The 22,561-nt window shown below is 73.5% G+C and carries 11 protein-coding genes and 2 pseudogenes; 9 read left to right on the top strand and 4 right to left on the bottom strand.

The annotated features are described in order from the left end of the window. The first annotated feature begins 172 nt into the window (after nucleotides 1-172). The 6 genes and pseudogenes from C0R66_RS17065 (at nucleotide 173) to C0R66_RS17090 (ending at nucleotide 14,768) form a co-directional block, all read left to right on the top strand. Complete coding sequence (locus tag C0R66_RS17065) at nucleotides 173-7,915, top strand: type I polyketide synthase (RefSeq protein WP_101525706.1); 7,743 nt, start codon at nucleotides 173-175, stop codon at nucleotides 7,913-7,915. Next, nucleotides 7,908-10,367, top strand: a pseudogene (locus C0R66_RS19725) (beta-ketoacyl synthase N-terminal-like domain-containing protein); the annotation flags it as partial. The gene C0R66_RS17065 and the pseudogene C0R66_RS19725, both read left to right, overlap by 8 nt. 1,007 nt (nucleotides 10,368-11,374) lie before the next feature. Beyond that, nucleotides 11,375-12,475: a 4'-phosphopantetheinyl transferase superfamily protein gene (locus C0R66_RS17075; RefSeq protein WP_422385602.1), complete on the top strand. Its 1,101-nt coding sequence runs from the start codon at nucleotides 11,375-11,377 to the stop codon at nucleotides 12,473-12,475. After that, nucleotides 12,468-12,764 (top strand): acyl carrier protein, encoded by a 297-nt coding sequence (locus tag C0R66_RS18785; RefSeq protein ID WP_158648097.1) that lies wholly within the window; start codon nucleotides 12,468-12,470, stop codon nucleotides 12,762-12,764. Before C0R66_RS17075 ends, C0R66_RS18785 begins: the two co-directional genes overlap by 8 nt. Before the next feature lie 4 nt (nucleotides 12,765-12,768). After that, the gene (locus tag C0R66_RS17085; RefSeq protein ID WP_101525709.1) at nucleotides 12,769-13,572 is read left to right on the top strand and encodes an alpha/beta fold hydrolase; all 804 of its coding nucleotides are present in this window, start codon (nucleotides 12,769-12,771) and stop codon (nucleotides 13,570-13,572) included. A gap of 2 nt (nucleotides 13,573-13,574) precedes the next feature. Continuing rightward, nucleotides 13,575-14,768: a glycosyltransferase gene (locus C0R66_RS17090; protein ID WP_101525710.1), complete on the top strand. Its 1,194-nt coding sequence runs from the start codon at nucleotides 13,575-13,577 to the stop codon at nucleotides 14,766-14,768. A gap of 51 nt (nucleotides 14,769-14,819) precedes the next feature. On the opposite strand, the gene C0R66_RS17095 is transcribed toward C0R66_RS17090, so the two are convergent. Further along, nucleotides 14,820-16,943: an elongation factor G-like protein EF-G2 gene (locus tag C0R66_RS17095; RefSeq protein WP_101525711.1), complete on the bottom strand. Its 2,124-nt coding sequence runs from the start codon at nucleotides 16,941-16,943 to the stop codon at nucleotides 14,820-14,822. Nucleotides 16,944-17,022: 79 nt separating this feature from the next. Between C0R66_RS17095 and C0R66_RS17100 the strand changes: the two genes are divergently transcribed. Continuing rightward, on the top strand, nucleotides 17,023-17,958 hold the full coding sequence (locus C0R66_RS17100; protein ID WP_101525712.1) for a 1,4-dihydroxy-2-naphthoyl-CoA synthase: 936 nt from the start codon (nucleotides 17,023-17,025) through the stop codon (nucleotides 17,956-17,958). A 10-nt stretch (nucleotides 17,959-17,968) separates the two neighbouring features. Here C0R66_RS17100 and C0R66_RS17105 read toward each other — a convergent pair whose 3' ends face one another. Then, a complete protein-coding gene (locus C0R66_RS17105) occupies nucleotides 17,969-19,021 on the bottom strand; it encodes an NAD(P)-dependent alcohol dehydrogenase (protein ID WP_101525713.1) in 1,053 nt (350 codons plus the stop codon). Between the two features lie 93 nt (nucleotides 19,022-19,114). Between C0R66_RS17105 and C0R66_RS17110 the strand changes: the two genes are divergently transcribed. Continuing rightward, nucleotides 19,115-19,723, top strand: coding sequence for a TetR/AcrR family transcriptional regulator (locus C0R66_RS17110; RefSeq protein WP_101525714.1), 609 nt, complete (start codon nucleotides 19,115-19,117; stop codon nucleotides 19,721-19,723). Nucleotides 19,724-19,769: 46 nt separating this feature from the next. Continuing rightward, entirely contained in the window at nucleotides 19,770-20,636 is an 867-nt protein-coding gene (locus C0R66_RS17115) for a M15 family metallopeptidase (protein ID WP_101525715.1), read from the top strand. Between the two features lie 50 nt (nucleotides 20,637-20,686). Here the strand turns inward: C0R66_RS17115 and C0R66_RS17120 are convergent, their stop codons facing one another. Together C0R66_RS17120 and C0R66_RS20340 are read right to left on the bottom strand one after the other, a co-directional pair. After that, nucleotides 20,687-22,117 carry a DUF5979 domain-containing protein gene (locus tag C0R66_RS17120; RefSeq protein WP_422385618.1) on the bottom strand — a complete coding sequence of 477 codons (1,431 nt, stop codon included), beginning with the start codon at nucleotides 22,115-22,117 and terminating at the stop codon, nucleotides 20,687-20,689. A gap of 117 nt (nucleotides 22,118-22,234) precedes the next feature. Further along, nucleotides 22,235-22,354: pseudogene (locus tag C0R66_RS20340) on the bottom strand (SdrD B-like domain-containing protein); the annotation flags it as partial. Nucleotides 22,355-22,561 lie beyond the last annotated feature (207 nt).

Genomic DNA, 22,561 nt, shown 5'->3' on the forward strand with positions numbered 1-22,561 from the left:
AGTCCGCTGTCCAGACATGAGATGTGACCTACGTCACACTTACTGTGGCGTAGGTTGCGAGCGACTTAAGGTTCCGGGACATCGAAAGGTGACTGGCTGGTAACAACACCGGAGCTGCCAGCGCAACGTCCTGGGAGGGGCGGTCACCAGCCGAGTCGAGGGAGCGACGACGATGCTGCATGCAGCCCAGAAGCACGATGCCGAGCAGATCATCGCGGCAGATCCGTGCGGTGTCGAGAACCCTGCGCTGGTCGCTGCGGCCGGGCGCGCCGGAGGCACCGGACTGCTCGACGTCCGCGACTCCGGCCAGCTCGACCGGCTCCGCGTGGACCTCGGCCGCCGTGACGCCCTCGGCTGCTGGCTGCGCCCGGGGCCGCAGCTCGACGCTGCCGACCTGGGGTCCGACGCCGGGTTCCCGGTGGTGGTGCTGGCCCTGTCGATGCGCCCCGGCGTGGACCTCCCGGCCCTGGTGGCCGCCTGGTCGGCAGGGGGGTCGCGACGCGTGGTGGCGCAGGTGACCTCGCGGGCCGAGGCCGAGGCGGCCGTCGCGGCCGGGGTGCACGGGCTCCTCGCCTCCGGCTCCGAGGCCGGCGGCGCCGTCGGGCCCACCGAGGCCTTCGTGCTCTTCCAGCAGGTCGTGGACCTGGGCGTGCCGGTCTGGCTCCGGGGCGGCATCGGGCTGCACACCGCCGCCGCGGTGATCGCCGGCGGCGGCGCCGGCGTCCTCCTGGACACCCAGCTGGGCCTGCTGCGCGAGTCCTCCCTGGACCACGACGCCCGCCAGGCGCTGGCCGCGATGGACGGCAGCGAGACCCGCGTCGTGGCCGGCATCCGCTTCTTCACCCGTCCCGACCTCCCGGCGCACTCCCTGGCGCCGGACACCGACCGGGCCGCCGTGGCGGCGCTGCTCGGCCCCGACCTGCGCACCCAGCTGGTCCCTTTCGGTCAGGACAGCGGCTTCGCCGCCGGGCTCGCCGAGCGCCACCACACCGTCGGCGGCGTGGTCCAGGCGCTGCGCGCCGCCATCACCGACCACCTCGCCGCGGCCGCCGCCGCCCCGCCGTTGGCTCCCGGCGCCGGCGTCAGCACCGCCCACGGCACCCGCTACCCGATCGCTCAGGGCCCGATGACCCGGGTCAGCGACCGCGCCGCGTTCGCCGCCTCGGTCGCCGAGGGCGGCGGCCTGCCGTTCCTGGCGCTCGCCCTGATGCCCGGCGAGGAGGTCCGGGCGCTGCTCACCGAGACCCGGGACCTGCTCGGCGACCGCCCCTGGGGCGTCGGCATCCTCGGCTTCGTCCCCGCCGAGCTGCGCGCCGAGCAGCTGGCGGTGGTCCACGAGATCGCTCCGCCGGTGGCGCTGATCGCGGGCGGCCGTCCGTCCCAGGCCGTCTCCCTGGAGGAGGCCGGCATCGCGACCTACCTGCACGTGCCCTCCCCCGGGCTGCTCGACCGCTTCCTCAAGGACGGCGCCCGCTCCTTCATCTTCGAGGGCCGCGAGTGCGGCGGCCACGTCGGTCCCCGCTCCAGCTTCGCCCTCTGGGACGCCCAGATCGAGCGGCTGCTCGAGGTCGAGGACGCGGCGAGCCTCAAGGTCATGCTCGCCGGCGGGATCCACGACGCTCGGTCGGCCGCGATGGCCGCCGCCGCGCTGGCCCCGCTCGCCGCCAAGGGTGCGCAGGTCGGCGTGCTCATGGGCACGGCGTACCTCTTCACCGCCGAGGCGGTCGCGGGCGGGGCCATCCAGCCCGCCTTCCAGGACGTCGCCCTCGAGTGCGACACCACGGTGCTGCTCGAGACCGCGCCCGGGCACGCCACCCGCTGCGTGGAGACCGACTTCGTCCGAGCCTTCGCCTCCCGCAAGGCCGAGCTCGAGGCCGCCGGCGTGGAGCCGGGCGCCCGCTGGGCCGAGCTGGAGCAGCTCAACCTGGGCCGGCTGCGGATCGCCTCCAAGGGGCTGGAGCGCGGCGCGGCCGGGCTGGGTCACGTGGCCGAGGACCGGCAGCGGGCCGAAGGCATGTACATGATCGGCGAGGTCGCCACCCTGCGCTCCGAGGTCACCACCGTCGCCGCCCTGCACGCCGAGGTCAGCGAGGGCAGTGCCGCGTGGGTGCGGGAGCACGCCGCGCCGGTGCTGGAGATCAACGAGCCCCAGGGCCACCCCCTCGACGTCGCGATCATCGGGATGGACTCGTTCTTCCCCGGCGCGGTGGGCGCCGAGGAGTTCTGGGCCCAGATCGTGGCCGCCACCGACCAGGTCACCGAGGTCTCAGCCGAGCGCTGGGACACCAAGCTCTACTACAGCGACGACGCGTTCGCGAAGGACGCCGGAGCCAAGACCCCGTCCAAGTGGGGCGGCTTCCTGCGCCGCATCGGGTTCAACCCGCTGGCCTACGGCATCCCGCCGGCCTCCCTGGCCGCCATCGAGCCGGTCCAGCTGCTCAGCCTCGAGGTCGCCTCGCGGGCGCTGACCGACGCCGGCTACGCCCGACGCCACTTCGACCGCGAGCGCGCCTCGGTGATCTTCGGCGCCGAGTCGGGCAACGAGCTCGGCGGCGCGTACGGCGCCCGGGCGTTCCTGCCGCAGCTCTTCGGCTCCGTGCCGGCCGAGCTCGACGAGTGGCTGCCCACCCTGACCGAGGACTCCTTCCCCGGCGTGCTGGCCAACGTGATCGCCGGCCGCATCGCAAACCGGCTCGACCTCGGCGGGGTCAACTACACCGTCGACGCCGCCTGCGCCAGCTCGCTCGCCGCCCTGGACGCGGCCTGCAAGGAGCTGGTGACCGGCCAGTCCGACCTGGTCCTGGCCGGCGGCGCCGACCTGCACAACGGCCTCAACGACTACCTGATGTTCTCCTCGGTGCACGCCCTGTCCCCGACCGGGCGCTGCCGGACCTTCGACGCCGGCGCCGACGGCATCGCGCTGGGCGAGGGCATCGCCTGCGTGGTGCTCAAGCGCCGCGTCGACGCCGAGCGCGACGGCGACCGGATCTACGCGGTGATCGACGCCGTGGCCGGGTCCAGCGACGGGCGGCACCTCGGCCTGACCGCCCCGCGCAAGGAGGGCCAGCAGCGGGCGGTGGTCCGGGCCCTGGCCCAGGCCGGCACCGACATCGGCGAGGTCGGGCTGGTGGAGGCGCACGGCACCGGCACCGTGGTCGGCGACCGCACCGAGATGGCCACCTTGACCGAGCTGTTCGCCGAGGCCGGAGTGGCACCGGGGTCGGTGGTGCTCGGTTCGGTGAAGTCCCAGATCGGCCACACCAAGTGCGCCGCGGGCCTGGCCGGCCTGATCAAGGTCGCCAAGGCGGTGCACCACGGGGTGCTGCCGCCCACGATCAACCTGGTCGACCCCAACCCCTACTACGACGCCGAGCGCAGCCCGTTCCGCTTCCACGACACCGCTCGTCCGTGGCCGGCGGAGAAGCGCCGCGCCGGGGTGAGCGCGTTCGGCTTCGGCGGGACCAACTTCCACGCCCTGGTCTCCTCCTACGACGGGGGCGACCGGCCGGCGTACGGGCTGACGCAGTGGGGGCACGAGCTGTTCCTGGTGCGCGGCACCAGCGCCGAGGACGCCGCGCGCACCTGCACCGAGCTCGCCGGCACGGTGGCCCAGATCCTGGAGTCGGACCCCGAGGGCCAGCGCCACCCGCTGCGCGACCTGGCGGCGACCGTCTCCCGCTCCGGCCGCGGTCCGGTGCGGGTCGCCCTGGTGGCCTCCTCGCTCGATGACCTCGCCACCGGACTGGGGCGCGTGGCCGGCGGCACCGACGCCCGCCACGGGGTCTTCGTCGCCGACCCCGAGGCCGGGTCGCAGGCGCCCAAGGTCGGGTTCCTCTACCCCGGCCAGGGCAGCCAGCGTCCGGGCATGCTCAACGACCTGTTCGTCACCTTCTCAGGCCTCGACGACCTGCTGCGCCTGGGCGAGCGCTGGACCGACACGATGTTCCCGCCCACCGCGTTCAGCCGCGAGGAGAAGGCCGCCCAGCAGGCGGCGATCACCGCCACCGACGTCGCCCAGCCGACACTGGGCATCGCGTCGCTGGCGATGACCCGGCTGCTGCGCCGCTTCGGGGTGGAGCCCGACGTGGCCGCGGGCCACAGCTACGGCGAGCTGGCCGCGCTGGCCGCCGCCGGGTCCTTCGACGACGCCACGCTGCTCGAGCTCAGCGCCGCCCGCGGCGGTGCGGTGCTCGGAGCCATCGAGCGCTCCGGGGGCGACCCCGGCACCATGGCCGCCATCGCGCTGCCGCTGGCCGAGGTGACCGAGCGGCTCGCCGCCTGGCCCACCCTGGTGGTCGCCAACCACAACGGACCCAAGCAGGTCGTGGTCTCCGGGCCCACCGAGGCCGTCCACGAGGCCGTCGCAGCCCTGGCCGCCGACGGCGTCCGCGCCACGGTCATCCCGGTGGCGTGCGCCTTCCACTCCCCGCTGGTGGCGGCTGCGGGCGAGATCCTCGGCGAGCGCCTGGCCGACCTGCCCGTCGCGGCCCCGCGGTTCCCGGTGTGGTCCAACACCACCGCCGAGCCCTACCCGGCCGACGACCCCGACGCCGTACGGCGGCTGCTCACCGAGCAGGTCACCGCTGGGGTCCGCTTCGTCGACCAGGTCGAGTCGATGTACGCCGCCGGCGTGCGGGTCTTCGTCGAAGCCGGTCCCGGGCGCGTGCTCAGCCAGCAGGTCGCCAAGATCCTGGGCGACCGGCCGCACCACGTGGTGGCCTGCGAGTCCGGCGGAGAGCCCGGCCTGCGCCGCTTCCTGGTCGCCCTGGCCGAGCTCGCCACCCTCGGCGTGCCCGTGGACCCCACCGGCCTGTTCGCCGGTCGGGCCACCCCGCTCGACCTGCACTCCCTGCCCGTCGCCGCGCCGGCGTGGACCGTGGACGGCGCGTTCGTCCGCCGTGCCGACGGCACCCCGCTCCCGAACAGCTACCAGCCGGCGAACACCATGCCGGCCCTCGACCTCGCGCCCCGGGGTCCCGAAGGAGACCCTGTGATCTACGCAGCGAGCAGCCCCGTCGTCCGGCCAGAGGCCGAGCCCGCGACCCCGGTGGCCCCCGAGGTCCGGGCGACCCCGGCGACCCCGGCGGTCCCGGCGGTCCCGGCGGCGAGCCAGGCGGTCCCGGTGTCCGCTCCGGTCCCGGTGTCCGCTCCTGCTCAGCCGACCCCGGTCCCGCAGGCGCCCGTGGCCGCGGCACCTGCTCCCCTCGCGCCGGTCCAGCACAGCGACGGTGCGACCAGCATCGTGCACGAGTACCTGCGCAGCGTGCGCCAGATCGTGGCCGCCGAGCGGGACGTCGTACTGCGCTACCTCGGCTCGACCGTCCCGGTCAGCGGCGCCTTCGACGAGACCGGCTATGCGGCCCCGGTCGCCGCCCCCGCGCTTCAGGTGGCTGCGGAAACCCCGCCTAGGCGGGGAAACATCGGGTTCGAGGGGGTTGCAGAGGCCACTAACCGTAGGGAACCCCGCCTAGGCGGGTATCCCGACACCGCCGCAGGTCCGGCGGCGCCGGCGCCCACGGCGGTCCCGGACCCCGCACCGGTCGCGGCGGCCCCGGCCCCCGCGGCCCCTGCTGCCCCGATCCCGGTCCCGGCTGCCCCCGTTCCGGCACCGGCTGCCCCCGCGCTCTCCGGCGCCGCCCTGATGCGGACGGTGCAGGGGGTTGTCAGCGACCGCACCGGCTACCCCGTGGAGATGCTGGAGCCCGACCTCGACCTCGAGGCAGACCTGAGCATCGACTCCATCAAGCGCATCGAGATCGTCGGCGAGCTCGCCGAGCGGATCGGCCTGGGCGGCCTGGACGAGTCCGGGCTGGACGAGGCGGCTGTCGAGGAGCTCTCCCGGCACAAGACGCTGCGCTCCATCGTGGAGTGGGTCGAGGCCCTGCAGTCCGCCCCCGCAGCCGCCGTACCCGCCGCTCCGGCCCCCACTCCGGCACCCGCCGCGGCACCGGTCGCCGTACCCGCGACGGCTGTCGCAGCGCCCGAGCCCCCGGCCACCCCGAGCCTCAGCGGGGCGGAGCTGCTGCGCGCCGTGCAGAGCGTGGTCAGCGACCGCACCGGCTACCCGATCGAGATGCTGGAGCCCGACCTCGACCTCGAGGCCGACCTGAGCATCGACTCCATCAAGCGCATCGAGATCGTCGGCGAGCTGGCCGAGCGGATCGGCCTGGCTGCCCTGTCCACCGGTGGTGCGGAGGAGCTCGACGAGAGCGTGGTCGAGGAGCTGGCCACCCACAAGACGCTGCGGGCAATCGTGGAGTGGATCGAGGGCGTGACCGCGGCGCCCGTCGCGGCGTCCCCGGCAGCGCCCGCCGCTCCGGCCCCGCCTGCGGCGCCGGCTGCGGTGCCGGCAGCGCCCGCCGCTCCGGCCCCGCCTGCGGCGCCGGCTGCGGTGAGCGAGCCGGAGGTTGACCTCCCGGCCGGCACCCAGCTCTTCGACGTCGCCATCGAGCCCCTCGGGCCGACGGTGGCGCTCGGTGACCTGCGCGGCGCCGAGGTGGCGCTGCTGGAGGGCCACGCCCAGCTCACCGGCCACGTCGAGGCCGCTCTGGCCGAGCGCGGTGCCCGGGTGCTGCGGCTGCCCGCCACGGCCGCGTCCTCGCACGCCGACGCGCTCTCCGGAGTGGACGCCCTGGTCGACCTGACCGCCACCGCCGGGGACCCCTCGGTGGACGCCCGCGGCGTCTTCGCCGCCGTACGACCCGCCCTGCTCGGCAAGGTACGCCGGGTGCTCGCGGTCACCGTGCCGCTGCACGCCGACGGCACCCCGACCGGGGTGCCGGGCCTGATGCGGGCGCTGGCCCGGGAGCGCACCGACGTGCTGCTGCGCTCGGTGGAGATCGAGAGCGCCGACCTGCGGCACGACCTGATCCACAACCTGGCACCGCTCGCGGTCACCCTGGTCGACGAGCTGCTCGACCTGGACGCCCCCGCGGCGGTCTCCTGGGCCGGCGGCCAGCGGACCAGCCGGGTGGTCCGGGCGCCGCGCGAGGTGCCTGCCGGCTACCCGAGCCTGGACCTGACCCCGGAGTCGGTCGTCGTGGTCACCGGAGGCGCCCGCGGCATCACCGCCCGGGTCGCCGAGGGCCTGGCCCGCACCGCCCCCTGCCGGGTGGTGCTGGTGGGGCGCTCGCCGTTCCCGACCGAGGACGAGGACCCGCGCACCGCGGCCGCCCAGGACACCGTGTCCCTGCGCCGGGCGCTGCTGGAGATCGGCGAGCTCCGCACACCCGCCGAGATCGAGGCCGCCTGTGCCCGGATCGAGGCGGCCCGCGAGATGCGCGCCACCATGGCCACGCTCAAGAGCGTGGCCGCGGAGGTCGACTACGTCCCGATGGACGTCCGCTCACCCGCGTTCGGGGCGCTGCTCGACGCGCTGCACGCCCAGTTCGGCCGGATCGACGCCGTCATCCACGGTGCCGGCGTGCTGGACGACCGGCTGGTCGTCGACAAGACCGCCGAGGGCTTCGACCGGGTCTACGGCACCAAGGTCGACGGGGCGCGCGCCATCCTGGAGCGCCAGCACCTGGGGATGCGCTTCGTGGTGCTGTTCGGCTCCGTCAGCGGGGTCTTCGGCAACAAGGGCCAGTGCGACTACGCCTCGGCCAACGACGCCCTGGACACCCTGGCCCGGACCCACGACGGCGTCCACGGCTGCCGCGTGGTGAGCCTGGACTGGGGCCCGTGGGCCGGCGGCGGGATGGTCTCGGCCGAGCTGGAGCGGGAGTACGCCCGACGCGGCATCGGCCTGGTCGACCCGACCGACGGGGTGCGAGCGCTGCTGCACGAGGTGGCAGGAGGCCACGGCGGCTCGCAGGTGGTGGTGATGCGCGGCAACCCCGAGGCGTTCGCCCCGCCGGTGGACCACTCCTCGCTGGGTGAAGAGCTGCTCCAGGACTCGCGCAGCCGTGACTGAGCTGTCCCAACGCCCCGACGGCACCGACGACGGCATCGCCATCGTCGGCGTCGCCGGCATCTTCCCCGGTGCGGCCGAGGCGTCGACGTACTGGTCCAACGTGCTGGGCGGGGTGGACTCGATCACCGACGCGCCGGCCTCGCGGTGGGACCCGGTCTTCTTCGACGCCGACGCCAAGAGCGCGGACCGCTTCTACACCCGGCGCGGCGGCTTCGTCGACGACGTGGCCACCTTCGACCCGTTGGCCTTTGGCATCATGCCGGTGGCGATGGAGGCAGCGGAGCCCGACCAGCTGCTGGCGCTCTCGGCCGCCGCGGCCTGCCTGGCCGACGCCGGAGACGTGCACGAGCGGCTGGACCCCACCCGGGTCGCGGTGCTGCTCGGGCGCGGCGGGTACGTCGGCGACGGTGTCGCCCGCCTGGACCAGCGGGTCCGGACCGCGCAGCAGCTGGTGGAGGTGCTGCGCACCCTGGTGCCCGGCATCGAGGAGGAGCGGCTGGCGCAGGTGAAGGCGGAGTTCCAGGACTCCCTCGGCCCGGAGCGGCCCGAGAGCTCCATCGGGCTGGTGCCCAACCTCGCGGCCTCCCGGATCGCCAACCGCTTCGACTTCCAGGGTCCGGCGTACACCGTGGACGCCGCCTGCGCGAGCTCGCTGATCGCGGTGGACCAGGCCGTGGACCTGCTGCGCTCCGGGCGCTCGGACCTGGTGCTGGCCGGCGGTGTGCACCACTGCCACGACCTGACCCTGTGGAGCGTCTTCTCCCAGCTCCGCGCCCTGTCCCCCAGCGGCGGCATCCGGCCCTTCAGCGGCGCCGCCGACGGCATCCTGATCGGGGAGGGCACCGGGCTGCTGGCGCTGCGCCGACTGGCCGACGCCGAGCGCGACGGCGACCGGGTCTACGCGGTGATCCGCGGCACCGGGGTCTCCAGCGACGGCCGCGCCTCGTCCCTGATGAGCCCCCGCCCCGAGGGCCAGGTGCTCGCCGTCGAGGCGGCGTGGCGCGCCAGCGGGCTCGACCCGGCCGACGTGGGCCTGATCGAGGCCCACGGCACCGCGACCCCGCTGGGCGACCGCACCGAGCTGGAGACCCTGCGCGCCGTCTTCGGCGCCGCCGACTCCCGGCCGCGGGCCGGACTCGGGTCGGTGAAGTCGATGATCGGGCACGCCATGCCCGCGGCCGGTGCCGCCGGACTGATCAAGGCCGCGCTGGCCGTGCACCACGGCGTACTGCCCCCCACGCTGCACGCCCAGGAGCCGCACGAGGCACTGGCGGACACCCGGTTCCGGCTGATCGCGGGGGCCGAGCCCTGGGAGTCCCCCGGCCCCCGGCTGGCCGGGGTCAACGCGTTCGGCTTCGGCGGCATCAACGCCCACGTGGTGCTCGGCGAGACGCCAGGTGCCCGCAGCAGCGGCGAGCCGGCGTACGTCGGGGCGCGGGCTGTGCCGCCGGCGACCGAGGAGGTGCTGCTGCTCGCGGGCCGCGACGCCGCCGACCTGCTCGCCCGGCTCGACGGCTGGACGCCGGGCGACTTCGCGGTGCCCACCGGCGGCCCCGCCCGGCTCGCCATCGTCGCCCCCGACGAGCGGCGCCTCACCCTGGCCCGCAAGGTGCTCGAGCGGGGTACGCCGTTCCGGGGCCGCAACGACGTCTGGTTCGACCCCACCGGCCTGCTGACCGACGGCGGCAAGGTGGGCTTCCTCTTCCCCGGCGTGGAGCCGGAGTTCGACCCCAAGGTCGACGACGTCGTCGCCCAGCTCGGCCTGGAGTGGGAAGGGCTCTCCGGCGGCAGCGGCCTGCAGGAGCAGGGGCGCGGCATCGTCGCCGTCGGTCGCCTGCTCTCCGACGCGCTGGGGATCCTCGGGATCCGCCCCGACCTGATGGCCGGGCACAGCCTGGGCGAGTGGACCGGCCAGATCGTGTCCGGAATGATCCCCGCCGAGCACATCGACGACTTCCTGGGCAACCTGCGTCCCGACTCCATCTCCGTCTCCGACGTGGTCTTCCTGGCCCTGGGCTGCGGCGCCGAGGTCGCCGCCGAGCTGGTGTCCGGGCTGGACGACGCCCACGTCTCCCACGACAACTGCCCGCACCAGTCGGTGGTCTGCGCCCCCGCGGGGGTGATCGAGCAGGTGACCGCCCGGGCCCGGGCCCGCAAGGTGCTCGCCCAGGAGCTGCCCTTCCGCTCCGGCTTCCACTCCCCGCTCTTCGCGCCGCTGATCGACTCGATGCGCGAGCAGTTCGGCAGCCTCCCCCTGGTGCCCGCCCGGGTGCCGCTGTGGTCGGCCACCTCGCTGGCTCCCTACCCCGACGACGCCGCCGCCATCGGCGAGCTTGCGCTGCGCCACCTGGTGGAGCCGGTGCGCTTCCGCCAGCTCGCGCACACGTTGTACGACGCCGGGGTGCGGGCCTTCATCCAGGTCGGCACCGGCAGCCTGACCGGGTTCCTCGACGACTCGCTGCGCGAGCAGGACGTGCTGACGGTCTCGGCCAACAGCGCCAAGCAGAGCGGGGTCGGCCAGCTGCGCCGGGTCGCGGCCGCACTGTGGAGCGCCGGGGCGAGCGTGGACTTCGCGCCGCTGGGTCACGCCCTCGCGAGCCGCCGGGGCTCCGCTGCGCCTGCCACGGCTGGCTCTCCGGCCTCCGCTCCGGCGAGCAAGGGCGCCCGGCCCCTGCCGATGGGCTCCCCGCTGGTGCGGCGGCTGACCCCGCTCGACCTGCCGGCCGCCGGCGCGCCGTCCCCAGCCGTCGTACCGACGGGGGCGGAGCCGCTCCTCACCGAGTTCCAGGCCGCTGTGCGGGAGGCGGCGGCTGCCGCCCAGCAGGTGCTCGAGGCGGCTGCGGAATCCCCGCCTAGGCGGGTATCCCCTCGGTTCGAGGGGGTTGCAAAGGCCACTAACCGTCGGGAACCCCGCCTAGGCGGGGTTTCCGACAACCCGGCCGCGCAGGTCCCGGCCCCCCGCACCGCCCCCGGGGCCACCAGCCGGCAGAGCGTGCTGCGCCTCTCGGTCGCGGACCAGCCGTGGTGGGGCGACCACGCGTTCTACAAGCAGCCGCCGGGCTGGGACTGCCTGGAGGACGAGTTCCCGCTGGTCCCGATGACCGCGATCCTGCAGATGGCCTCCGACGAGGCCGAGGCGCTGGTGCCCGGCACGGTGACGACTGTGATCGAGTCGGTGCGGGCGTTCAAGTGGCTCGCGGTGGAGCCGGCGGTGGAGGTGACCGTGCGCGCCGCGATCGATGCCGCCGCGACCGCCGCCGCTCCCCCCGGTACGACAGTGGTGCGCTGCAGCGTGGACGGCCACGCCCGCGCCGTGGTCCACCTCGCCCCCGGCACCCCGACGCGCCGGCGCCGGCGGCCAGGCCGGTCAACGGGAGCCTGCAGATCCCGGTGCCGGTGGATCGCATCTACGCCGAGGGGCACCTGTTCCACGGACCCGAGTACCAGGGGCTGCGGTCGGTGGACGTCTTCGGCACCGACGGGGTCAGCGGCTGGTTGGAGAGCCAGCGCGCGCCGGGCGCCCTGCTGGACAACGCCGGTCAGCTGTTCGGCTACTGGATGGCGACCGCGGTCGACAAGGACCGCCTGGTGCTGCCCACCTCGATCGACCGGATCTCGTTCTTCTCCCCGCACCCGGTGCCGGGCACCCCGGTGCACTGCGTGGTCAACTGCACCGAGCTGACCGACAAGACGGTCCGGGCCGACCTCGAGCTCACCGTGGACGGCGTGCTGTGGTGCCGCATCGACGGGTGGGAGGACCGCCGCTTCCAGAGCGACGACCGGCTCTTCCTGCTGCTGCGCACGCCGAGCGAGCGGCTGCTGGCCGAGCCCCAGCCGGGCGGCTGGGTGCTGGTGCGCGAGGGCTGGCCGGACTCGGCATCGCGCGACGTGGTGATGCGCCGCTTCCTCGGCGCCGCCGAGCGCGCCGAGTACCAGGGCCGCAACCCCCGCGCCCAGCGCACCTGGCTGCTGGGCCGGATCGCGGTCAAGGACGCCGTACGCCGGTTGCTCACCGACCGTGGCGCGGGGCCGATGTTCCCGGTCGAGGTGGCGGTCGCCAACCTCGAGAGCGGCCAGCCGGTGGTGCGTACGCCGGCCGCGGACGACGTGCGGGTGTCCATCGCCCACAGCCAGGGGCTGGGCGTGGCGATGGCCGACGTGGGACGAGACGTCGGGATCGACGTGGAGCTGGTCGCGCCCCGCTCCTCGATCTTCGAGTCGGCCTCGCTGAGCAGCAGCGAGCACGCGCTGTTCGAGCGGCTGGTCCGCTCCGAGGACCGCGACCGCGAGCTGACCCGCTGGTGGGCCGCCAAGGAGGCCGCCGCGAAGTGCCGCGGCACCGGCCTCCAGGGCCGCCCCCGTGACTTCGAGGTGGTCCAGGTCGTTGGCGAACACCTGCAGGTCGGCGACCAGTGGGTCGCCACCACCTCGCTGCACCATCCACCCCAGATGTCACCCGCGAGCTCCGCCCCGGAGCCGCACGCACCGCAGGAGTACGTCGTTGCCTGGACTGTCGCACAACCTGTCGCACAACCCGACGGAGGACCCCACCATGACTGAGACCGCGCAGATCACGCCCGAGAGCGTGCTCGCCGAGCTGGAGCGGATCCTGACCGTGGTGGTCGGCGACGACCTGCTGCTCGACGGGCCGCTGACCCCGGAGACCTCCTTCGACGCCGACCTGCAGCTGGAGAGCATCGAGTTCGTGGCGCTGGCCGACCAGCTGCTCGCCACCTACGGCGAGAAGGTCGACTTCGTCTCCTGGATGGCCGGCATGCAGCTCGACGAGATCGTGGGCCTGAGCGTCGGTCAGGTCATCGACTTCGTCGTCACCTCGGTCCGGAGCTGACGCCATGCCCCAGGTGGAGGCCAACGGTCTGTCGTTCCACGTGCAGGTGATCCGCCACGACGACGGCACCGAGTCGGGTGCGCACCGGCCCCCGGTGGTGATGCTGCACGGGCTGGTCATCGACAACCTGTCGAGCTGGTTCTACACGATCGCGCACCCCCTGGCGCTGAGCTCCGACGTGCACCTGTTCGACCTGCGCGGCCACGGCCGCAGCGAGATGCCGCCGACCGGCTACTCGGTGGCCTGCAACGTCGACGACCTGGTGGCGCTGCTGGACCTGTGGGGCATCGACGAGCCGGTGCACCTGTTCGGCAACAGCTTCGGCGGGGTGGTCGCGCTGGCCTTCGCGCACCGGCACCCCGAGCGGGTGGCCAGCCTGTTCCTCATCGAGGCGCACTTCGCGGTCGAGGGCTGGGCCGAGCACATGGCCGGCAGCCTGGCGCTGGCCGCGTTCGGCCTCGACGAGGACGCCGTCCAGGAGTGGATGGCGACCAACCCCGACCGCAAGCTCACCCGGGTGGCGCGGCGCAGCGAGAGGTTCCTGATGGAGACCTCGCTGATCGACGACCTCAAGGCCGAGCAGCCGATCGGCTTCCTGCCCCAGATCGGGTGCCCGGTGCATGCGATGTACGGCAGTGAGTCCGACATCCTGCACCTGGCCCGGGAGCTGGAGACCCAGCTGCCGGACTGTCGCCTGGAGATCGTGGAGGGCACCACCCACTCCCTGCTCACCGAGCGCAGCGAGCTGGTCCGCGAGCGCGCCCTGGAGTGGATCGGGGCCTTCACCACAGCGCCGGTAGGGGCCTGAGGGTGACGCGCTTCCTGTTCGTGGTGCCGCCCTTCACCGGGCACGTCAACCCGACCATCCCGGTGGCCACCGCCCTGATGACCCGCGGTCACGACGTGGCCTGGACCGGACTGCCGGGCCTGGTCGACCCGCTGCTGCCGGCCGGCTCGACGTTCTTCCCGGCCACCTCGACCGACGTCGCCGAGTACGTCGCGGGCGCCGGCGAGCGGCGCCCCGACCTGCGGGGCGCGGCGGCGTTCAAGTTCCTCCAGGAGGAGGTGCTGCTGCCACTGGCCGAGGCGATGATCGACGGGGTCGACGCGGCGGTGGACGCGTTCGGCGCCGACGTGCTGGTGGTGGACCAGCAGGCGCTCGCCGGGGCCGTGGTGGCCCGGCGCCGGGGACTGCCGTGGGCCACCTCGGCGACCACGTCCGCCGAGCTGGTCGACCCGCTGTCCGCGCTGCCCCTGGTCGCCGAGCAGATGCACGCCCGGCGGGTGGAGCTGCAGCTGGCGCACGGCGTACCGGAGGAGGTGGCGACCTCCGGCGACCTCCGGGTCTCCGAGCACCTGGTGCTGGCCTACACCACCCAGACGCTGGTCGGTCCGCCGACGATCAGTACGCCGGTCTGCTTCGTCGGCCCCGCCACCCTGGGACGGCCCGAGGCCGACGACTTCCCCTGGGAGCTGCTGCGCCCCGAGCTGCCCACGGTGCTGGTCTCGCTCGGCACCCTGAACGCCGACGCCGGTGGCCGCTTCTGGCGGGTGGCCGCCGAGGCGTGCCGCGACCAGCCGTGGCAGGCGGTCTTCGTGGCACCGGCCGAGCTGGTGCCGGACCCGCCGCCCAACGTGCTGGTGCGGACCCGGGTGCCGCAGCTGTCGTTGCTGCGCCGGGTGGACGCCGTGGTCTCCCACGCCGGGCACAACACGGTCTGCGAGTCCCTGGCCGCGGGTCTGCCGCTGGTGCTGGCGCCGATCCGCGACGACCAGCCGGTGGTGGCCGAGCAGGTGGTGGCCGCCGGTGCGGGGGTGCGGGTGCGGTTCGCCCGGGTGCGCCCCGACGAGCTGAGGTCGGCGATCCAGCTGGTGCTCACCGACCCCGACCTGGGGGCGGCGGCCGGACGCATCGCAGCGTCGTTCGCGGCTGCCGGCGGGGGCCGGGCCGCAGCCGAGGCTCTGGTCGTGCTCGCGTCGCGCCGGGCCGCCGTACGCCCGTGACGGGAAGCCGGAGCACCGATCGGGCCCGGCAGATGGTGCTCTCGGTTCCCGTCAGCGCGGACGGCGGGGCACCTTGGCCGCCAGCTCCTCGGGCATCGGCTCGTAGTGGGCGAACTCCCGGCTGAAGGTGCCGACCCCGTGGGTGGCGGCACGCAGGTCGACGGCGTAGCGGACCAGCTCGGTCTGCGGCACCACGGCGTGCACCAGGGTCCGGGCCGACCCGACCTGGTCGGTGCCGAGCAGGCGGCCCCGGCGGGCGGACAGGTCGCTCATGGTCTCCCCCACCAGGGCGTCCTGGACCAGCACCGAGACCTTGTCGTAGGGCTCGAGCAGCACCACGCCCACGCTCTCCGCGGCCTCCTTCAGCGCCAGGGCGCCGGCAGCCTGGAAGGCCATGTCCGAGCTGTCCACGCTGTGCGCCTTGCCATCGGTCAGGGTGGCCCGCAGGTCGACCAAGGGGTAGCCCAGCCGCACCCCCAGCTCCATCTGGGCCCGCACCCCCTTCTCCACCGAGGCCACGAAGTGGCGCGGCACCGCGCCGCCGACGACCCGGTCGGCGAACTCGAACCCGGCGCCACCGGGCAGCGGCTCGACCTCGACGTCGCAGACGGCGTACTGGCCGTGGCCGCCGGACTGCTTCACGTGCCGGCCGTGCCCCTTGGCCGCCCCGGTCAGCCGCTCGCGCAACGGCACGACCAGGTCGCTGACCGCCACCTCGACCCCGTGTGACCTCAGCCGCTCCAGCGCCAGCTCGGCGTGGGCCTCACCCAGCACCCACAGCACCACCTGGTGGGTCTCGGCGTTGCGCTCCACCCGCAGGCTGGGGTCCTCGGCGGCGAGCCGGGCCAGCGCACCGGACAGCTTCTCCTCGTCCGAGCGGGTGGCGGCCTGGATCGCCACCGGCAGCTGGGGGTCCGGCGCCGTCCAGGGCTTCAGGACCCGGGGCTCCTCGGGGGTGCTCAGGGTGTCCCCGGTCTCCGCGGTGGTCAGCCGGCTCACGCACCCGATGTCGCCGGCCACGAGCTCGGGGGCCGGCACCAGGGCAGCCCCGAAGGGATGGGACAGCGCGCCCGTCCGCTCGTCGGCGTCGTGGTCCTCATGGCCGCTGGCGTCGCCGAAGAAGGAGGAGGCGTGCCCGGAGACGTGCAGGCTCTGGTCGGGACGGAGCGTGCCGGAGAAGACCCGCACCATGCTGAGTCGCCCCACGTAGGGGTCGCTGGTGGTCCCGATCACCTGGGCGACCAGGGGACCGGACGGGTCGGCGGTCAGCGGCGGGGCCGTCTTCCCTGCGGGCGTGAACACCTCCGGAGAGGGGTGCGTGGCGGGTGCCGGGAACCCGGCGACCACGAGGTCCAGCAGCTCGGTGAGTCCGACGCCGGTGGCCGCGCAGACCGGCACCACCGGGTGGAACAGTCCGTGCCGCATCGCCTCGGCGACGTCGGCGACCAGGGCCTCCTCGCCGACCTCGCCCCCCTCGAGGTAGTCGTCCATCAGCTGCTCGTCCTCGGCCTCCTCGACGATCGCCTCGACGAGGCGGGCGTGCGCGGCCCGGGCCTCCTCGAACGAGGCCTCGTGGGCGAGCAGGTGGGTCAGCCCGGTGACCTCGGCGTGCTCGGTGGTCAGCGCGAAGAGCGGCAGCACCCGGTCGCCGAGCTCCTCGCTCACGGCCGCGACCACGAGGTCGAGGTCGGCGCGCGCGTGGTCGAGCTTGGTCACCACGACCGCCGAGGGCACCGCCGCCTCGACACCCTCGCGCATCATCTGACGCGTGGCCTCGTCCAGCGAGCCGTCGGTGGCCGCGTTCGCCGGCACCACCAGGAGCGCCGCGTCGGCGGCCCGGAGGCCGGCCCGCACCTCCCCGGCGAAGTCGGCGTACCCGGGGGTGTCGATGAGGTTGATCTTGGTGCCCCCGTGCACCACCGGTACGACGGACAGCGCGGCCGAGCGCTGGTGCACCCGCTCGAACTCCTCGAAGTCCGACAGGGTGGTGCCGTCCTCCACCCGGCCGGCGCGGGTGACGGCGCCGGTGTGCAGGGCCAGGGCCTCCACCAGGGAGGTCTTTCCGCCGGCGGTCGGTCCCACCAGGACGACGTTGCGGACCCGGTCGGGCTCGGCCACGCAGAGGTCGTGCTGGGTGGCCCGATGAGTGGCTCGCTGGCCGGTCCTGTCCGCCATGGAGCCAGCAAACTCCCCTCGCGGGTGAGGCACAAGACCCCCGGCGTTCGCGGTGCCGAGCACGGGTAGCCTCACGCCCATGAGTGCGATCGATGGCGTCTCCGAGATCTTCGACCCGAGCGACTGGGACCCGGTCCCCGGCTTCGAGGACCTGACCGACCTGACCTACCACCGGGCCAAGGCCCACGGCACGGTCCGGATCGCCTTCGACCGCCCCGACGTGCTCAACGCGTTCCGTCCGCACACGGTCGACGAACTGCTGCGCACCCTGGAGCACGCCCGCACCTCCGGCGACGTGGGCTGCGTGCTGCTGACCGGCAACGGCCCCAGCGACAAGAACGGCAAGTGGGCCTTCTGCACCGGCGGCGACCAGCGGATCCGCGGCAAGGCCGGCTACCAGTACGAGACCGACGGGCACGTCGAGGCCGGCGCCCCGCCCAACCCGATCGACAAGGCCAAGCTGGCCCGCCTGCACATCCTGGAGTGCCAGCGGCTGATCCGCTTCATGCCCAAGATCGTGATCTGCGTGGTCCCGGGCTGGGCCGCCGGCGGCGGGCACTCCCTGCACGTGGTCGCCGACCTCACCCTGGCCAGCGCGGAGCACGCGCGCTTCAAGCAGACCGACGCCGACGTGGGCTCCTTCGACGGCGGCTTCGGGTCGGCGTACCTGGCCCGCCAGGTGGGGCAGAAGTTCGCCCGCGAGATCTTCTTCCTCGCCGACGAGTACGACGCGCAGGAGATGCACCAGATGGGCGCGGTCAACCGGGTCGTGCCGCACGCCGACCTGGAGAAGGTGGCGCTGGAGTGGGGCCGCAAGATCAACGGCAAGTCCCCGACCTCGCAGCGGATGCTGAAGTACTCGTTCAACATGATCGACGACGGCCTCGTCGGGCAGCAGCTCTTCGCGGGAGAGACCACGCGGCTGGCCTACATGACCGACGAGGCGCAGGAGGGTCGCGACCAGTTCCTGGAGAAGCGGGAGCCGGACTGGTCGCCGTTCCCCTGGTACTACTGAGTCCGCGCGTTCACGCGTCTCCTCCGTCCAGGTCGGACATGTCGAGCACGAAACGGTAGCGAACGTCGTTGCGCCGGAGCCGGTCGAGAGCCGTGTTCACCTGCGACGACGGCAGCACCTCGATGTCGGCAGCGACGCCGTTGTCCGCGCAGAACTGGAGCATCTCGGCTGTCGCTCGACGGCCTCCGCTGCCCGCGGAGCTGAGCCTCTTGCGACCGATGAGCAGGTCGGTGGTCTCGAGCGTGACGGGACCGAGGTAGCCGACGACGCTGAGGGTGCCGTCCATCGCCACCAGCTTGAGGTACGGGGCCAGGTCGTGGGCGGCTGAGATGGTGTCGATGACCACGTCGAAGGTGTCGCGTGCCGCAGCCATCTGCTCGCCGTCGGTGGAGTCGATCAGGTCGTCAGCGCCGAGCCGGTGCGCGTCGTCGCGCTTGTCCGGGGTGCGGCTGATGACGGTCGTCGCGGCGCCGAGCGCTACGGCCAGCTTGACGGCGAGGTGGCCCAGGCCGCCGAGCCCAGCGATGGCGACGCGGCTGCCGGGACCGACGCCGAGGGCGCGCAGGGGCTCCCAGACCGTGACACCGGCGCACATCAGCGGGGCGGCCGCAGCCGGGTCGAGGCCAGCGGGGAGGCGGTAGGCGAAGGCTTCCCGCACGACGTACTCGCGGGAGTACCCGCCCAGGGTGATCGACCCGTCCTGCCGGTCGGTACCGCCGTAGGTCAGCGTCGGGAAGGAGTAGCAGAAGTTCTCCTGCCCGGCGGTGCACATGGCGCACTCGCCGCAGGAGTCGACGATGTTGCCCACCGCGACCCGATCGCCGACCGAGAAGGCGGTGACCTCCGGCCCGGTTGCGGTCACCACGCCGGTGAACTCATGCCCGGGCACCAGAGGCGCCTTCGCCTCAGGGTCGTCGAGCTGCAGGGCGTGGAGGTCGCTGTGGCACACCCCGCAGAAGTCGACCTGCACCGCAAGGTCATCGGGGCGGAGCTCCCGTCGCTCCAGCGTCGTTCGTCGCAGCTCCGCCGAGCCGGCCGCGTGCCAACCAAGGGACGTTCTCATACCTACTCCTTAAACAGACTGTTCGGTCTGCTTCATGCTGGCACACCTCTCGCGGCAGAGCAAACCAACCGTTCTGTTTGATAGACTGGTGGCATGCCGGAGCAGCCCCAGACCTCCAGAGGCGCGGCGACCTACCAGCGCATCCTCGAGGCCGCCACGGAAGAGTTCGCGCAGCACGGCATCGCCGGGGCGCGCATCGAACGCATCGTGACGGCAGCGCGCAGCAACAAGGCGCAGCTCTACGCCTACTTCGGGGACAAGGACCGACTGTTCGACGCCATCTTCCTCAGCTCGCTGGAGCGCATCACCAACGTCGTGCCTCTCGACGCCGACGACCTCGCGGAGTGGGCCGTTCGTCTCTACGACGAGTACCTGCGCCGACCCGACCTCATCCGGCTGGCCACGTGGGCGCGGCTCGAGCGACGGCCCACCGGGCACCTCGTCGAGACCCACCAGCAGTACGACGACCGCAAGCTCGCGGCCATCGCGGCCGCCCAAGCCGCCGGACGGGTCCGGGCAGGCGACCCGTTCGACATCATGGCCCTGGTCATCGCGATGTCCATGGCCTGGTCACCGGTCAGCAATGTGTATGCGGCCAGCAACCAGGAACCCGACGACGTGCATGACCAACGCCGTGCCCTGCTCCGCGACTTCGTCCGAAGCGCCACCGGAGCCGGCACGGGTGACGCGCCCCTCCCATGACTGCTGCACCCACCGACCAGTTCACGGACAGGACGGATCCTCGCCCATGACGCTCCGCTTCGCCGTGACCGCCTGCAGGACCACTGTGCTCGTCCTGACCACCGTCCTGGCGACCGTCCTGACGACGGGGTGCAGCCCGTCCACCTCGCCGCCGAGCACCCCGTACAGCGCACCGACCACTGCGGCCGCCCGCCCGAGCACCCCGGGCCGTACGCCCCCGCCGTGGCTGGGCACCCGCGTCCTGCCGACGGACGACCCCGCAGCGATCGCCGCCCTGCGCACCCCCCGGCGGCTGCGCGAGCGCGCCTTCACGCTGCCCGACACCCTGGACCCGCTCCCGGGGCGGGGCTTCCGGGCGGTCGTCGAGTCGCCTGCTCCGAGCCAGGTGATCGGCCGCTCCACCTGGAACCCCGCGTGCCCGGTCGCGGCCGAGGACCTCGCCTGGATCCGGCTGACCTTCCGCGGCTTCGACGGCGCCCGGCACACCGGTGAGCTGCTGGTCAACGCTGCCGTGGCCGACGACCTGGTCAGCGTCTTCCGCGACCTGTGGCGGGCGCGCTTCCCGATGGAGCAGCTGGCGATCACCACCCGCGCGGAGAGGGACGCTGACCCGACCGGGGACGGCAACGGCACGGGGGCGTTCAACTGCCGGCCCGTGACCGGCGGGAGCTCCTACAGCGAGCACGCCTACGGCCTGGCCATCGACCTCAACCCGTTCCAGAACCCGTACGCCAAGGGCGCGGTGGTGCTGCCCGAGCTGGCTCGCAGCTACCTGGACCGCGGCCGGCGCCGACCCGGAGTGATCACCGCCCACGGCCCGGTGGTCCGGGCCTTCGACCGCATCGGCTGGGGCTGGGGCGGGAACTGGCGCACGCTGAAGGACTACCAGCACTTCTCCGCCAACGACCGCTGACCGCGGGGCTGAGCGGTCCTCGACCCAGGTATCTCAGCCGAGGCAGCCGCTCACCCCTTGCCCTTGTTCTTGCCCTTGACCTGGCGGGCGATCACGACGATGTACTTCGTGTAGTGGAAGCGCCCGTTGCGGTAGACCACCCGGTCCGTGCAGCTGATCAGGACCAGACGGTGAGGCCCTGCCGTCGAGAAGTAGCGCTGCGGGACCTTGTTGCGGCGGTCGAAGGTCTTCTTGGCCGTGACCACGTAGGTGTACCGCTCGCCGCCGCGCACCACCTGGATCCGCTCCCCGCGCTTGGCGGAGTTCAGTCGCCACATGGCGCCCGGGCGATCGTGCCGGTCGGAGACGTGCCCGCCGACCACCGCGGTGCCGATCTTGTCCCCGAAGCCGGCGGACTTCTTCAGCCGCGCGACCTCGTGGACGTTGCCCGGCAGCGTCATCTGTCCCTTGCGGATGCTCCCGGTGCGCACCACGGCCGGCTTGCGCAGACCCGGGATGGTGATCGTGGTGGGCGCACGACGGGCGCTCTGCTGCTGGGGCTTCAGCGTGCCGGAGAAGCCGCCGGAGATGATCGGCGCGACGTAGCGGGGCTTGGCGACCACGGTCGTCTCAGCCACCTGTCCGCACTTGTGCGTGGCCGACTCGTTGTTGGCATCGGCCCGGATGGCGACGCGCCAGGTGTAGACGCCGGGAGCGCGGACCCGGACCTTCGGCGTACGGTTCCAGCCGTTCTCGACGCGGAAGGTCTTCGTCCGGACCCGGTTGCCCGGCGTGCAGGTGATCGCGGCCCGGGACGAGAACGGTCCGTACAGACCGGCAGTGACGGTGCCGCCCTCGTCGGCGAGTCCGCGCACCCGGATACGGTCGAAGAACGGCTTCCCCGGGACCACCCGGCGACGCGAGGTGACGGTGCGCACCTCAGGGGTGCTCTTCTCCTTCACCTCGTTGGTGATCCGGTTCGACACGGTGAAGAGGATCGAACGTCCCCCGTTCACGGTGATGAGCTGGGTCCGCGACGGCTGGTAGGTCGCATCGAGCTGGTCTCCCCCACGCTCCGAGATCGTGATCCGGGTGCCGACGGGGAGACGTTGCGGCACCGCCGGTGCCGTCTGACCCGGTGCCACCGCGAACGTCGCCGGGTTCACGCTTGCCAGAGAGTTGTCGCCGCGGAAGTCCGTTGCGGCGGTGACGTCGAAGGTGAACGTCCGACCCGGCGGCGGCGTGTCGCCCCGCGTCAGCTTGCTGATCTGGAACGTTCCGGTGGCGATGAAACCGGCGTCGATGGTGTGGTTGTTGCGGCCCGGCGAGCCGACGTTCACCGGAGCCTGGCCGTTGGCCGGGTTCGGGTTCGAGTCGCGCTGCAGCGCTGCCGTGGCCTGGGAGGTGAAGGCCAGGTCCGCCCAGGTGATCCCGGCGAAGCCCGGGTTGTCCGCGTTCGGCCCGGTGAAGGTGACCGGGCCGGTGCCGCGCCCGAACACCACGACGTACGGCAGCGTGTCGCCCTGGGTGGCCGCCGGGTTGAAGCCGGCGATCTCGTCACTGCGGAAGTAGTACTCGCCACGGGCGTTGGTCGTGGTCGAGGCCAGGGCCGCACCGGCGGGCGCCCCGTCCGGTCCGCGGGCGAACAGCGTGACCGGGGCTCCCTGGATCGCCGGCTCGTCCGGGTCCTGACGACCGTTGAGGTCCGCGTCCAGCCAGACCCGGTTGCCGATCTCCACGGGCGGCTCACGGGTGAGCAGCGAGACGGCGCCCAGCCCTCCGCCCTTCTGGAAGAAGGGGGCGGTCGGGGGGACCCGAACCCGATGGCCCGTCCCGGAAGGGGGTCGGGGGTTTGGTTGTAGCCGCGCAGGGTCTGGCCGTCGTCCACCGAGAACCAGCTCAGCCCGGAGACGCGGATGGCGCCGAGCGGATCCATGGCGGTCGAG

The organism is Nocardioides houyundeii (assembly GCF_002865585.1).
Classification (GTDB): Bacteria; Actinomycetota; Actinomycetes; order Propionibacteriales; family Nocardioidaceae; genus Nocardioides; species Nocardioides houyundeii.